Raw genomic sequence first — 13220 nt, forward strand, 5'->3', positions numbered from 1 at the left:
GGAGCGGGCTTCAGCGGATGACGGACCCCTCGGGCAGGGCCCGCCGGGTCGCGGCGGACAGCGGGGCGAACGGCGTGACGACTGGGTGGCCGTCGGCGAGCTCCCACACCCCCTCGATGCGGCCGTTCACCACCAGCGTGGGGGAGATCCAGCCCTGCGGCCGGGAAACCGCCGACTTCGGCCCGCTGCTCACCGTTTCGAGCCGGCGCAGGCTGCCCACCACGTACGGGTCGAAGGCCGGCAGCAGCAGCACCGTGTCCCCGCCGCCGGCGTCCGGCGCGTCGATCGGCAGGAAACCCTCGTCCCCGACGGGCCGAAGCCGGTCGGCCAGCCGGGCGAAGGACTTCTTGGCCAGCGGTGGCTTGAGGTCGAACCAGCGGGCGAACTCGGCGGCGTCGGCCGGCCCGTACGCGTCCAGGTGATGGAGCACCAGCTGGTCGATCGCGTCCTCGGCGGGCACCGGCTCCCAGTCGCCCAGCCAGGCCCGCGGCGCCACGAACGTCACGTGCCGGCCCCGGGGCGGACCCGAGCAGAGCAGTCCGCGGAAGGCCAGCGGCTTGAGGATCGCCCCGAACCCCTGGATCAGCGGCCCGCGCAGGTCCTCGTGCCCGGTGGCCTCGATGATCGCGCCGGCCAGTTCCTCGCGGGTCAGAGGCGTGGCCCCCAGCAGGTCGGGCAGCGCAGCGATGATGTCGCGCATCTGCTCCGCCGTCACGCCGTGGAACTTGAGCCACGAGCCGGTGGTCTCGCGGGTCCGGGTGCTCATCGCGGCCACCCAGAGCGGCAGGTCGGCCGCGGGCAGCAGGTGCAGCGTGCCCCGCGCGGCCCAGGTCCGGACCAGCGACTTCTGCCGGTACAGCGCGGCCTCCAGATCCGGCTCGGTGCCCAGCCGCAAGGTCGCCGAGGCGAGCGCCGAGGAGGCGACCTGGGCGTGCAGGCCGCCGACCCGCCGGGCCGCCGCGACCACGTCGCCGGCCTTGGTGCTGCCGAGGTGGTGCCGGTCGATCCGGCGTCGCAGGATCTCGTCGAGTTTCACGCGCTGCAGCGTCGCATGTTGAGGTGGCGCAGCGGGACCGGCTGAGGCAGGCTCAGCTGTTCGATCGCCATAACGCGGGAGGCCGGCAAGCATGGGAAAGACCATCGCGGTGGAGTACGTGACCCTGGACGGCGTCTTCGAGGAGCCGGCCTGGAGCGGGCCCTACTTCAACGACGAGCTCGGCGCCTGGCAGAGCAGCAACCTCATGGAGGCCGACGCGCTGCTGCTGGGCCGGCGGACGTACGAGGGCTTCAAGGCCGCCTGGCCGCAGATGGAAGAGGCGACCGGCGACTTCGGCAAGAAGATGAACGGCATGCCCAAGTACGTCGCCACCACCACGCTCACCGAGCCGGAGTGGAACGCAGAGTTCCTCCAGGGTGACGTGGTCGAAGCGGTGACCAGGCTCAAGACCGACTCCGGCCCGCTGCTGATCAACGGCAGCGCCTCGCTGGTCAACCTGCTGACCCGGCACAACCTCATCGACGAGTACCGGATCATGGTCTACCCGGTGGTGGTCGGCGAGGGCCGCAAGCTGTGGGACGAGGGCACCAAGGTCGCACTGAAGCTGAGCAGCACGTTCACCACCACGACCGGCGTCGAGGTGCTCACCTACCTGCCGGCCTGACCGCTGCCCGCGCTCAGACGGTGAACCGTCCCACCAGTCCGGTCAGCCGCCGGGCGGTCGCGTTCAGCTCGTCGGCCGCCTGGTGGGACACCGCCACCGCGGACCGGGTGCTGTCCACCGCGCCGCTGACCGCGGTGATGCCCACCGCGATGTCCTGGCTGCCGGTGGCCACCTCGCTGATGTTGCGGGCCATCTCCGCGGTCGTCGCGGCCTGCTCCTCCACCGCCGCGGCGATCGCCGTCTGATAGTCGTTGACCTGGGCGATGGTGGCGGTGATGGCGTTGATCGCCTCGACCGCGCGGGCGGTGTCCCCCTCGATCGCGGCGACCCGGGCCGTCACGTCGTCGGTCGCCCGGGCCGTCTCCTGGGCCAGCTCCTTGACCTCGCCGGCCACCACCGCGAAGCCCTTGCCGAGGTCGCCGGCGCGGGCCGCCTCGATGGTGGCGTTCAGCGCGAGCAGGTTGGTCTGCTCGGCGATGCTGGCGATCAGCCGGACCACGTCGGCGATCTTGCTGGTGGAGACCCGCAGCTCGTCGATCACGCCGCTGGCCGTCTCGGTCAGCCCGACGCCGTCGCGGCCGGCCCGCGCCGCGTCCTGGGCGTTGCTGGAGATCTCGCCGATCGAGGCGCCCATCTCCTCCGCGCCGGCCGCGACCGTCTGCACGACGTGGCTGATGCCCTCGGCGGCCACGCTGGCCGCGCCGGCCTGGCCGGACGCGTCCTCGGCGGAGGTGGTCAGCTCGCTGCCGGTGGCGGCAACCTGCCCGGCGGACCGGGAGACGCCGTCCGAGGCGTTGGTGACCTCGACCATCACCTCGCGCAGCTCGGCGACGGCGGTGTTCAGGGCCGTGCCGGCCCGGCCGATCTCGTCCTGGGCGCTGGGCGGCACGGAGACGGTCAGGTCCCGCTGGGCCAGCCGGGCCAGGGCGGCGGTCAGGCCGCCGAGCCGGCCGGAGATGCGGCGCGCCTGCCAGGCGGCGAACAGGCCGCCGGCCACGGCCAGCAGCAGGGCGGCGATGAGGAACGCGGTCAGCATGGCGCGCCGCCCGTCGCGGACCGCGTCCACCGCGCCGGAGGCGTCGGCGTCATAGCCACCGACGGCGATCGCCCACGAGTACGGCGCGTAGTAGGCGACCGTCGTGGTCGTGGGACCCGCACCCGCGCCCGCGGAACCCGGCAGCCGGTACGTCTTGCGCCAGGTGGCCCCGCCCTCGAGCTGCGGTGCCTGCGCGACGATCTCCTTGACGTACCCGGTGCCGGCGGCGTCCGTGGCGTCCAGGTCGGTCCGCCCGACCGCCCCGTCGAGACTGGAGGCGATGACCCGCCCGGTGTCCGCCTTCGCCGTGCTGTAGACGGTGACCCAGCCGTTCTCGCGGACCGAGGTGGCCGCGATCGCGTCGGTGAGGTTCTTGAGGGCGGCCGCCTGCTGCACGCCGACATAGAGCGCGCCGATCACCTTGCCGGAGGCGTCCTTGACCGGGTCGTACGCGGAGATGTACCAGGTGTCGACCACCTGGGCCACACCCCGGTACGGCTTGCCGGCCTTGATCGCGGCGGCCACGGCGTTCGGGGTCCCCTCCGCGGTCACCGCGGGGATGAACGTGCCGATGGCCCGGTTGCCGGTCTTGGCCCGGACGTTGGTCGCCACCCTCAGCAGGTCGCCGGCGTCGTTCATCCGCTGGAAGACCGTGACCGTGCCGCCCAGCAGCGACTGCACGTCGTCGACGAACGGCGTCGCCTTCTTGACGTCGGTGTTCTGACCGAGCCACTGCCCACCGACCGTGGCCCGCGGCAGCTTCACCGACTGCTTGGCCTGCGACAGCTGGTTGGTCGCAGTCCAGGTCGTGGTGTCGCCGTCCAGGCGCAGCCCGCCGCGCTGCTTGAGCAGCGCGTCGGCGGCCTGCATGTCGCTGTCCACCCCGCCCTGCACCTCGTCGCCGACCGAACCGACCAGCCGGGTCACGTTCGCGGTGGTCTGGTCCAGGTCCTCGGCATTGAGGGTGGCGACCGCGGCGCCGGTCTTGTCGGCGAACGCGTCGCTCTGCCAGGCACCGACGCCCACGAGGACGGCCGCGGTGCTGACCACCCCTCCCAGACCGAGCGCGAGCAGTTTGTGGCTGATCTGGAACCCCATGTCCGGCTTTTCGGCGGGATCCGGGCCCAGCTGAGGATCTTGGCGCAGAAAAAAGGGGAGCCCCGCGGGGCTCCCCTTTCTCGTCCGATCGCCTAGCTGTCGCCGCCGGTCTCGCCCACCGGAGCGGCGTTGACGTCGTCGATCGCGTACTTCTTGGCGGCCTCGGCCGGCACGTGCGCCGGCACCTTGCCGCTGAGCGCGAGCCGGCGCAGCGTGGCCACCGCGATGGACTCCGCGTCCACGTGGAAGTGGCGGCGCAGCGCGTGCCGGGTGTCGCTCATCCCGAAGCCGTCGGTGCCAAGCGACGTGTATTCGTTCGGGATCCAGCGGCTGATCAGGTCGGGCACGGCCCGCATCCAGTCGCTGACCGCGATGGCCGGGCCCTCGGTGCCCTCCAGCTTGGTCCGGATGTACGGCTTGCGCGGCGCGTCACCCGGGTTGAGCAGGTTGTGCTCCTCGGTCTCGACGGCGTCGCGGCGCAGCTCCGTCCACGACGTCACCGACCACACGTCCGCGCCCACACCCCAGTCCTGGGCGAGCAGCTTCTGAGCCTTGAGCGCCCACTGCATGCCCATGCCGGAGGCGAGGATCTGCGCCTTGGGACCGTTGGTCCCGGGCGCCGCCGCATAGCGGTAGATGCCCTTGAGCAGACCCTCGACGTCGACCTCGTCCGGCTCCACCGGCTGCAGGATCGGCTCGTTGTAGATGGTCAGGTAGTAGAAGACGTTCTCCTGGTGCTCGCCGTACATCCGGTGCAGGCCGTTCTCGACGATGTGCGCGATCTCGAACGCGAACGCCGGGTCGTACGCCACCACGGCCGGGTTCGTCGCCGCGATCAGCAGCGAGTGCCCGTCCTCGTGCTGCAGGCCCTCACCGTTGAGCGTGGTCCGCCCGGCGGTCGCGCCGAGCAGGAAGCCGCGGGTCATCTGGTCCGCCGCCGCCCACAGCTCGTCGGCGGTGCGCTGGAAGCCGAACATCGAGTAGAAGATGTACAGCGGGATCATCGGCTCGTCGTGGGTGGCGTACGAGGTGCCGGCCGCGATGAAGCTGGCGGTCGAACCGGCCTCGTTGATGCCCTCGTGCAGGATCTGCCCGCTCGTCGACTCCTTGTACGACAGGAAGAGCTCGCGGTCGACCGACGTGTAGGTCTGGCCGTGCGGCGAGTAGATCTTCTTGGTCGGGAAGAGCGAGTCCATGCCGAACGTGCGCGCCTCGTCCGGGATGATCGGCACCCAGCGGGACCCGAACTCCTTGTCGCGCATCAGATCCTTGAGCAGCCGGACGAAGGCCATCGTGGTGGCGACCTTCTGCTTGCCCGAGCCGCGCTTGACGTCACCGAAGGTCTTCGACTCCGGGATCGCCAGCGACTTGTGCTTGGTGCGCCGGCTCGGCACGAAACCGCCCAGCTCCTTGCGGCGCTCGAGCATGTACTGCAGCTCGTCGGACTTCTCACCCGGGTGGTAGTACGGCGGGAGGTACGGGTTGTCTTCCAGCTGCTTGTCCGGGATGTCGAGGTAGAGCCGGTCCCGGAACTGCTTGAGGTCGTCCAGGGTCAGCTTCTTCATCTGGTGCGTGGCGTTGCGGGCCTCGAAGTGCGAGCCGAGCGTCCAGCCCTTGACGGTCTTGGCCAGGATCACGGTCGGCTGGCCGGTGTGCTCGGTGGCCGCCTTGTAGGCCGCGTACAGCTTCTTGTAGTCGTGGCCGCCGCGCTTGAGGTTCCAGATCTGGTCGTCGGTCATGCCCTCGACCAGCTTGCGGGTGCGCGGGTCGCGGCCGAAGAAGTTCTCCCGGACGTACGCGCCGGACTCGCCCTTGTACGTCTGGTAGTCGCCGTCCGGCGTGACGTTCATGAGGTTGACCAGGGCGCCGTCGCCGTCGGCGGCCAGCAGCGAATCCCACTCGCGGCCCCAGACGACCTTGATGACGTTCCAGCCGGCACCCCGGAAGAACGACTCCATCTCCTGGATGATCTTGCCGTTGCCGCGCACCGGACCGTCGAGGCGCTGCAGGTTGCAGTTGATCACGAAGGTCAGGTTGTCGAGCTCCTCGCGGGCCGCCACCCCGATCGCGCCGAGCGACTCGACCTCGTCCATCTCACCGTCGCCGAGGAACGCCCAGACGTGCTGCTGGCTGGTGTCCTTGATGCCGCGGTTGTGCAGGTAGCGGTTGTAGCGGGCCTGGTAGATCGCGTTCAGCGGGCCGAGGCCCATGCTGACCGTCGGGAACTCCCAGAAGTTGTTCATCAGCCGGGGGTGCGGGTACGACGGCAGGCCGCCGCCCGGGTGGCTGAGCTCCTGGCGGAAGCCGTCCAGGTCGTTCTCGCTGAGCCGGCCCTCGAGGTACGCGCGGGCGTACATGCCGGGGGACGCGTGACCCTGGAAGAAGATGTGGTCGCCGCCGCCGGGGTGGTCCTTGCCGCGGAAGAAGTGGTTCATGCCGACCTCGTAGAGGCTGGCGCTGGACGCGTACGTCGAGATGTGCCCGCCGACGCCGATCTCCGGCCGCTGCGCGCGGTGCACCAGCATCGCGGCGTTCCAGCGGATGTACGCCCGGATCCGGCGCTCGACGAACTCGTCACCGGGGAACCAGGGCTCCTGCTCGGGCGAGATCGTGTTGATGTAGTCCGTCGACGTCAGCGGCGGGACACCGACCTGTCGCTCCCGGGCCCGCTCGAGCAGGCGCAACATCACGTAGCGGGCGCGCTTGGCGCCACCTTCGTCGATGACTCCGTCGAGCGACTCGACCCACTCGCTGGTTTCCTCGGGGTCGATGTCCGGAAGCTGGCTCGGCAGGCCGTCGCTGATCACCGGGCGCTTGCGTTCCGTGGCCACAGGCATTCCTCTTGGTCGGTGTCGGACCGTGCGACTCATTGTGTGAACCGCACGGGAATGGTTCCATCCTGCCCCCTGTCGGTGTCTGTCGTCACGCCTACCGTCCGGGTACGCGACGCTCGACACACGTACTGAGCAGTAACTTGAAGTCAACCTGCGAGAAAGCTGAACCTCACCTGGCGCGACGGGTTGTCGCCGTTCGGGTCGACCAGGCAGATGGACTGCCAGGTGCCGAGCTGGATGCGCCCGCCGATGACCGGCAGGGACGCGTACGGGGGGATCCAGGCGGGCAGGACGTGATCGCGGCCGTGCCCGCGCGAGCCGTGCCGGTGCCGCCACTTGTCCTCGGCCGGCAGCAGCTCGTCGATGGCGGTGAGCAGGTCCTCGTCGGAGCCCGCCCCGGTCTCGATGATCGCTACCCCGGCGGTGGCGTGCGGCACGAACACGTGCAGCAGTCCGTCGCCGCGGCCGCTGACGAACTGCTCGGCCTCGCCCGTGATGTCCCGGACGACCGGCCGGTCCCCGGTCCGGACGGTGATCACCGTGGTGTCCATAGCCGGGAAGTCTGCCATTCGTGCTGACACGCTACGTATAGAGGTCGAGCACGAGGAAGCAGACACCCACGATCACAAACCAGAACCCGCACTGCGCGAGCCGGCCCAGCACCGCCATGTTCCCAGCTGAGCACCTGTCCGCCGGCCCGCGCAGCCGTTCGGCGCACTGTCACCCACCGATGTCCCGGCGGCCGAAGCGGTAGACGCCCACCGCGGCCAGGACGACCGCCGTGCCCGCCAACGCTGCCGCGCCGCCCCACTGCACGCCGTTGGTCAGCGGCTCACCGCCCAGATACCAGTGGAACGGTGAGACGTTCCGGGTCCACTCCAGGGCGGCGACCTGTGGGAAGACGCTGTTGGCCAGGTACGCCAGCACCGCGACGCCCGCGCTCACCCCCAGCGCCAGGCTCTTGCTGCCGGTGGCCGCGCCGACCGCGAAGGCCAGCGTGCCGAACATCGCGCCGAACAGCGCCAGCTGGACGTTCATCGCCAGGAAGCCACCGACCGCGACCGTCTCCAGCTCGAACGGCGCCCGCAGGGCCACCAGCAGCGCGAACAGGACCACCGCGACCACCGCCATGCCGGTCAGCGCCGCGCCGAGCCGCTGCAGGGCCAGCCCGCGCCGGCTCACCGGATGGGCCAGGACGAGGTCGAGGGTCCCGGCCTCCTCGTCGCCGGCGACCGCGCGGGCCCCGGCGGCGATCATGAAGACCGCCACCAGCAGCGGCACCAGCAGCCCGTAGACCGCGCCGCCCAGGTAACCCTGCGCAGTGCCCAGGTCGCCCGAGTTGAAGGCGGCCAGCACGTCGTCCGGGTACGCCGCGAGCGCGTCCGCCATCTCCGGCGAGTTCACGGTCGGCCAGAACGCCGCGTACATCAGGGCGACCGCCGCGATCGCCACCGTCCACCCCGGCAGCGACCGCCGGGCGTCCCAGAGGGCCTTCGGGTAGACATCACGCAGGAACATGGTCGGCCTCCGGCCGCGCGTAGTAGTGGAAGAAGATCTCCTCGAGATCCGGCTCCTCGCACAGCAGGTCCCGCACCGTGTACCGCGACGCGGCCTTGACCAGCTCGTCCGTGTGCCCGGCGAGCCGTCCGCGCAGGGTCGGGCCAGCCACGGTCAGGTCGGTGAAGCCCGGCACCCGCGCGAAGTCGGCGGCGTCGAAGGCACCGTCGAAGGTGAGCGTCACGCTGCGCAGGGCGTGCGCGCGCAGCGACTCGACACTCTCGACGGCGACCAGCCGGCCGTCGCGGATGATGCCGACCCGGTCGGCGGTGTGCTGCACCTCGCTCATCACGTGCGACGACATGAAGACCGTCGCGCCCTCGCGCCGGGCTTCCTGCACCAGCCGTACGAACTCCTGCTGCAGGAACGGGTCCAGCCCGCTGGTCGGCTCGTCGAGCACCAGCAGCTCGGGGGAGTGCATGAAGGCCTGGATGACCCCGGCCTTCTGCCGGTTGCCCTTGGACAGACCCCGGATCTGGCGATCCAGCTCCAGACCCAGGCGGTCGGCGAGCTCGGCGATCCGCGCGGCCGGGACGCCGCCGCGCAGATTCCCCAGGTACGTGAGCAGCTGGCGCGACGTCTGCCGGCCGTCGACGACGAAGTCACCGGCGAGGTAGCCGATCCGCCGGCGCAGCGCCACCCCGTCGGCGCGCGGGTCCAGGCCCAGTACGCGGACGGTGCCGCTGGTCGCTCGGATCAGGTCCAGCAGGATGCGGATGGTGGTCGACTTGCCGGCGCCGTTGGGGCCCAGGTAGCCGTACACCTCATTGGTCTTGACCTCGAGGTCGAGTCCCGCCAGGCCGCGCGTGCCGCGGCCGTAGGTCTTGACCAGGTCCTGGGTGGAGATGGCCAGGTCAGCCATCACTCCGTCCTCTCTGTTCGTCCTTGAATCGCTGGATGAGCTTGGGCACCTCGACCTCGAGGAAGGCGTAGAAATCCCGGTTCGTCCGCAACCGTTCGGCGCCGGGGGCGTCCTCGCCGCCCACGACTTCGAGGCCGCGGTCCATCAGCTGCCGGAAGTAGGTGAACTTCTCCGAGCCCGCGGCGCGCATGATCGCGTCCGGGGTCATCTCGTAGAAGGAGCCGCGGCGCCCGGGCATGGCCACCCGCCGCGCCAGCCCGCTCGCCTCCAGCGTGCGCAGGCCGGCGCTGACCGAGCCCTTGGAGAGCCCGAGGGCGGCGACGAGCTCGGCGCCGCTCTGCGCGGCCGGGGTGCAGATCAGCAGCCAGCCCAGCAGCTTCCCGTACGCCTGCGGCATGCCCATGCCGGCCAGCACGACCCCGGCCTCCTCGGCGTAGCGGCGCTCGGCGCTGATGTCCACGTGTTCCCCTAGTCTTCAATGTTCAGTACGTTCTGAACTTAGTCCTCGCGGAGATCGAAGACCAGCCATAAATCCGACCGAGTGTCCTACGGCACTCACGCGCGGTGGCGGTGCTCGCCAGGGTCGGCAATGCTGGGTCGCGTGACCACCCCGCAGAACCTCGACGAGCGCTTCCGTGACGCCGTCTCGGCCCTGCAGCCGAGCGGCCGGCGGCCGGCACCCGACGAACCGATCCGCGACGGCTCGGCCCTCACCGGGGCCCGGGCCAGAGAGCTCTTCGACGCCCAGCTCACCAGCCGCCACCTCGACCTGGCCGCGCGCTGGCTGCGCAGCTTCAACGAGGGCTTCTACACGATCGGCTCGTCCGGCCACGAGGGAAACGCGGCGGTGGCGGCCGCTCTGCGGGTGGACGACCCGGCGCTGCTGCACTACCGGTCCGGCGGGTTCTACTGTGCACGCGCGCTGCAGGCCGGCGTCGAGAGCGACGACGAGTCCCGCAAGGACCCGCTGGTCGAGGCGGCCCGCGACGTGCTGCGCGGGGTGGTGGCCGCGGCCACCGAGCCCATCGCGGGCGGCCGGCACAAGGTCTTCGGCCGCGCCGACCTGCAGATCATCCCGACCACCTCGACCATCGCCTCGCACCTGCCGCGGGCCGTCGGCCTCGCCTTCGGCATCGCCCGCGGCAAGCAGACGCCCTGGCCCGGGGACGCCGTCGCGGTGGCCTCCTTCGGCGACGCGTCGGTCAATCACGCGACCGCTACCGCGGCCTTCAACACCGCCGGCTGGTACGACCACACCGGGCAGCGGTTGCCGCTGCTGCTGGTCTGCGAGGACAACGGGTACGGCATCAGCGTCCCGTCACCCGACGGCTGGACGGCTGAGACGCTGCGCGGCCGCCCCGGCATCCGCTACTTCAGCGCCGACGGCTGCGACCTGGCGGCCACGTACGACGCCGCGCGTGAGGCCGCCGACTGGGTCCGCGAGCAGCGCCGCCCGGCCGTGCTGCACCTGACCATGGTCCGGCTCATGGGTCACGCCGGCGCCGACGCCGAGGTGGCGTACCGCTCGGCCGAGGAGATCACCCGCGACCTGGAACGCGACCCGCTGGTCGGCACCGCCCGGCTGCTCGTGGAGAGCGGCACCCTCGGCGTCGAGGAGCTGCTGACCCGCTACGACGAGGTCGGCTGGCAGGTCCGCAAGGTCGCCGAGGAGGTGCTCAACGAGCCCAAGCTGACCAGCGCGGCCGAGGTCATGGCCCCGCTGGCCCCGCGCCGCCCGCTGCGCACGGCCCGGGTGATCGCCGACGCCGCCACCAGGGCGGGCGGCCCGGGCGCGCACGCCCGCTCCCAGACCTTCGGCGGCAAGCTGCCCGAGCAGGGCGGCCCGCTGACCCTGGCGCAGACCATCAACGCCACCCTCACCGACGCCCTGCTGGCCACCCCGGGCGCGGTCCTGTTCGGCGAGGACGTGGCCGTCAAGGGCGGCGTGTACGGCGTCACGAAGAACCTGCGGGACCGGTTCGGGGCCGAGCGGGTCTTCGACACCCTGCTCGACGAGACGTCCGTCCTGGGCCTCGGCCTGGGCGCCGGGCTGGCCGGCCTGCTGCCGATCCCGGAGATCCAATATCTGGCGTATCTGCACAACGCCGAGGACCAGCTGCGCGGCGAGGCGGCCACGATGGGCTTCTTCTCCAAGGGAGCCTTCCGAAACCCGATGGTCGTGCGGGTCGCCGGCCTGGCCTACCAGCAGAGCTTCGGGGGCCACTTCCACAACGACAACTCGGTGGCCGTGCTGCGCGACGTACCCGGGCTGGTCCTGGCCGTGCCGGCGCGGGCCGCGGACGCCGCACCGATGCTGCGGGCCTGCCTGGCCGCCGCGGCGGCCGACGGCAGCGTCTGCGTCTACCTGGAGCCGATCGCGCTCTACCACACCCGCGACCTGTACGAACCGGGCGACAACGAGTGGCTGGCGCCGTACGCGGGTCCTCTGGAGTGGGCGAACGCACACACGCCGATCGGGCGCGCCCGGACCTACCCGATCGGATCGGCCGACAATCTCACCATTCTGACGTTCGGCAACGGGCTGCCGATGTCGCTGCGGGTGGCGGCCCGGCTGGCCGCCCAGGGGTACGGCTCGCGCGTGGTGGACCTGCGCTGGCTGTCCCCGCTGCCCACAGCCGACCTGGTCAGGGAGGCGTCGGCGACCGGACGGGTGCTGATCGTGGACGAGACGCGACGCTCGGGCGGCGTCGGCGAGGGCATCCTGGCGGCTCTCGTGGACGGCGGATTCGTCGGCGCGGCCCGCCGGGTGGCCGCCGCGGACTCGTTCGTTCCGCTGGGTCCGGCAGCACAACAGGTCCTGATCGGGGAAGATGCCATCACACAGGGTGCCCACGCGCTGCTGGCGCGGTAAATTGCCACACACTCGGTGCGCCACTTGCGCGCAGAGCCACAACTGTGTGGACTACCCAGACCGGGACCGGCATCGGTCCCGACCACGGAACAAGGAGGCATTCGACAGTGAGCGCGACCGCTGGTCAGGCCGACGGCGTACGTAGCCCGGCGGACCGGTTCGGGATCGAACCGGACTCGGTCGTCATGGAGATGGGCTACGACGACGATGTCGACGAAGACCTCCGTGACGCCCTGGCCGAACGTTGTGGGGAGTTGGAAGACGAGGACACCGATGAGGTGGTCGACGCGGTACTGCTCTGGTACCGAGACGGCGACGGTGACCTGTTCGACCTGCTCACCAATGCTTTGGGGCCGCTGGCCGACACCGGAGTGGTGTGGCTGCTGACCCCGAAGGCCGGCCGCGAAGGCCACGTCGAGCCGAGTGAAGTGAGCGAGTCCGCGCAGACAGCCGGCCTCCAGCAGACCTCGACGGTGAACGCGGGCAAGGACTGGACGGCAGCCCGGCTGGTGTCCCCGCGAGGCGCAAAGAAGAAGTAGCTGCGGTACTTCTGCCGGCCGGCGCCCTGAGGACGGGCGACCGGCCATTCGACGTACGCCCGCTATCGTGATCCCATGCCGATCGAGGTGGGAACGCAGGCGCCGGACTTCACGCTGAAGGACCAGAACAACCAGGAGGTCACCCTCGCGGACTTCACCGGCCGCAAGGCGGTCCTGCTGGTGTTCTACCCCCTGGCGTTCTCCGGCACCTGCCAGGGGGAACTGGCCGAGATCCGCGACAACCTCCCGCAGTACGCGAACGACTACGTACAGGTGCTGACGGTGAGCGTGGACTCGGTCTACAGCCACAAGATCTGGGCGAACACCGAGGGCTACAACTTCCCGATGCTGTCAGACTTCTGGCCGCACGGGGCGGTGGCGCAGGCCTACGGGGTCTTCAACGAGCAGGCCGGCGTGGCCAACCGCGGGACCTTCGTGATCGACAAGCAGGGTCAGGTCCGCTACGCCGACGAGCAGGCCCCGGGCCAGCGCCGGGACCAGAGAACCTGGCGGGACACCCTGAAAGAAACGATCTTCTAGGCCCTCCGGACGCCGGAAACCGGAAGGGTACGATGACCACTCCGGTTACTGCGGGAACCGGGCGCGTAGCTCAGTGGGAGAGCACTCGCCTTACAAGCGAGGGGTCGTAGGTTCGAAACCTACCGCGCCCACCATTCTGGCTCCGGGAGCGACCCCCGGACTCCCCACGGCGCGGTGGTCGCGCGGGGGAGCTCCGGCGCGGCAGCCGGGTGACGCGCCCG

11 protein-coding genes and 1 tRNA gene are annotated in these 13220 nt (G+C 70.8%); 5 read left to right on the top strand and 7 right to left on the bottom strand.

Annotated features, from left to right (window positions below):
* Positions 1-10: 10 nt before the first annotated feature.
* Entirely contained in the window at positions 11-1036 is a 1026-nt protein-coding gene (locus ACQP2Y_RS08880; RefSeq protein WP_433726242.1) for a winged helix DNA-binding domain-containing protein, read from the bottom strand.
* A 91-nt stretch (positions 1037-1127) separates the two neighbouring features.
* Here ACQP2Y_RS08880 and ACQP2Y_RS08885 point away from each other — a divergent pair, with 91 nt between their 5' ends.
* Positions 1128-1661, top strand: coding sequence for a dihydrofolate reductase family protein (locus tag ACQP2Y_RS08885; RefSeq protein WP_433726244.1), 534 nt, complete (start codon positions 1128-1130; stop codon positions 1659-1661).
* Between the two features lie 13 nt (positions 1662-1674).
* On the opposite strand, the gene ACQP2Y_RS08890 is transcribed toward ACQP2Y_RS08885, so the two are convergent.
* The 6 genes from ACQP2Y_RS08890 to ACQP2Y_RS08915 all read right to left on the bottom strand — a co-directional run bounded on the left by ACQP2Y_RS08890 (position 1675) and on the right by ACQP2Y_RS08915 (position 9508).
* Positions 1675-3795, bottom strand: a complete 2121-nt coding sequence (locus tag ACQP2Y_RS08890) for a methyl-accepting chemotaxis protein (RefSeq protein WP_433726246.1) — start codon at positions 3793-3795, stop codon at positions 1675-1677.
* A 92-nt stretch (positions 3796-3887) separates the two neighbouring features.
* The gene (aceE, locus tag ACQP2Y_RS08895; RefSeq protein WP_433726248.1) at positions 3888-6626 is read right to left on the bottom strand and encodes a pyruvate dehydrogenase (acetyl-transferring), homodimeric type; all 2739 of its coding nucleotides are present in this window, start codon (positions 6624-6626) and stop codon (positions 3888-3890) included.
* 149 nt (positions 6627-6775) lie between these two features.
* On the bottom strand, positions 6776-7180 hold the full coding sequence (locus ACQP2Y_RS08900; RefSeq protein WP_360548456.1) for a YjbQ family protein: 405 nt from the start codon (positions 7178-7180) through the stop codon (positions 6776-6778).
* Positions 7181-7349: 169 nt separating this feature from the next.
* A complete protein-coding gene (locus ACQP2Y_RS08905) occupies positions 7350-8147 on the bottom strand; it encodes an ABC transporter permease subunit (protein WP_433726250.1) in 798 nt (265 codons plus the stop codon).
* Complete coding sequence (locus ACQP2Y_RS08910) at positions 8134-9048, bottom strand: ABC transporter ATP-binding protein (protein ID WP_433726252.1); 915 nt, start codon at positions 9046-9048, stop codon at positions 8134-8136. The genes ACQP2Y_RS08905 and ACQP2Y_RS08910 overlap by 14 nt, the downstream gene beginning before the upstream one ends.
* Complete coding sequence (locus ACQP2Y_RS08915; RefSeq protein ID WP_433726254.1) at positions 9041-9508, bottom strand: GbsR/MarR family transcriptional regulator; 468 nt, start codon at positions 9506-9508, stop codon at positions 9041-9043. The genes ACQP2Y_RS08910 and ACQP2Y_RS08915 overlap by 8 nt, the downstream gene beginning before the upstream one ends.
* A 129-nt stretch (positions 9509-9637) precedes the next feature.
* Here ACQP2Y_RS08915 and ACQP2Y_RS08920 point away from each other — a divergent pair, with 129 nt between their 5' ends.
* The 4 genes from ACQP2Y_RS08920 to ACQP2Y_RS08935 all read left to right on the top strand — a co-directional run bounded on the left by ACQP2Y_RS08920 (position 9638) and on the right by ACQP2Y_RS08935 (position 13133).
* On the top strand, positions 9638-11920 hold the full coding sequence (locus tag ACQP2Y_RS08920; protein ID WP_433726256.1) for a thiamine pyrophosphate-dependent enzyme: 2283 nt from the start codon (positions 9638-9640) through the stop codon (positions 11918-11920).
* Between the two features lie 107 nt (positions 11921-12027).
* Positions 12028-12459 (top strand): DUF3052 domain-containing protein, encoded by a 432-nt coding sequence (locus ACQP2Y_RS08925; protein ID WP_360820325.1) that lies wholly within the window; start codon positions 12028-12030, stop codon positions 12457-12459.
* 75 nt (positions 12460-12534) lie between these two features.
* Entirely contained in the window at positions 12535-12999 is a 465-nt protein-coding gene (locus ACQP2Y_RS08930; RefSeq protein WP_433726259.1) for a peroxiredoxin, read from the top strand.
* Between the two features lie 59 nt (positions 13000-13058).
* Positions 13059-13133: transfer RNA gene (locus ACQP2Y_RS08935), tRNA-Val, on the top strand.
* Positions 13134-13220: the final 87 nt, after the last annotated feature.

This window comes from Actinoplanes sp. CA-051413, assembly GCF_050955795.1.
Taxonomy (GTDB): Bacteria; Actinomycetota; Actinomycetes; order Mycobacteriales; family Micromonosporaceae; genus Actinoplanes.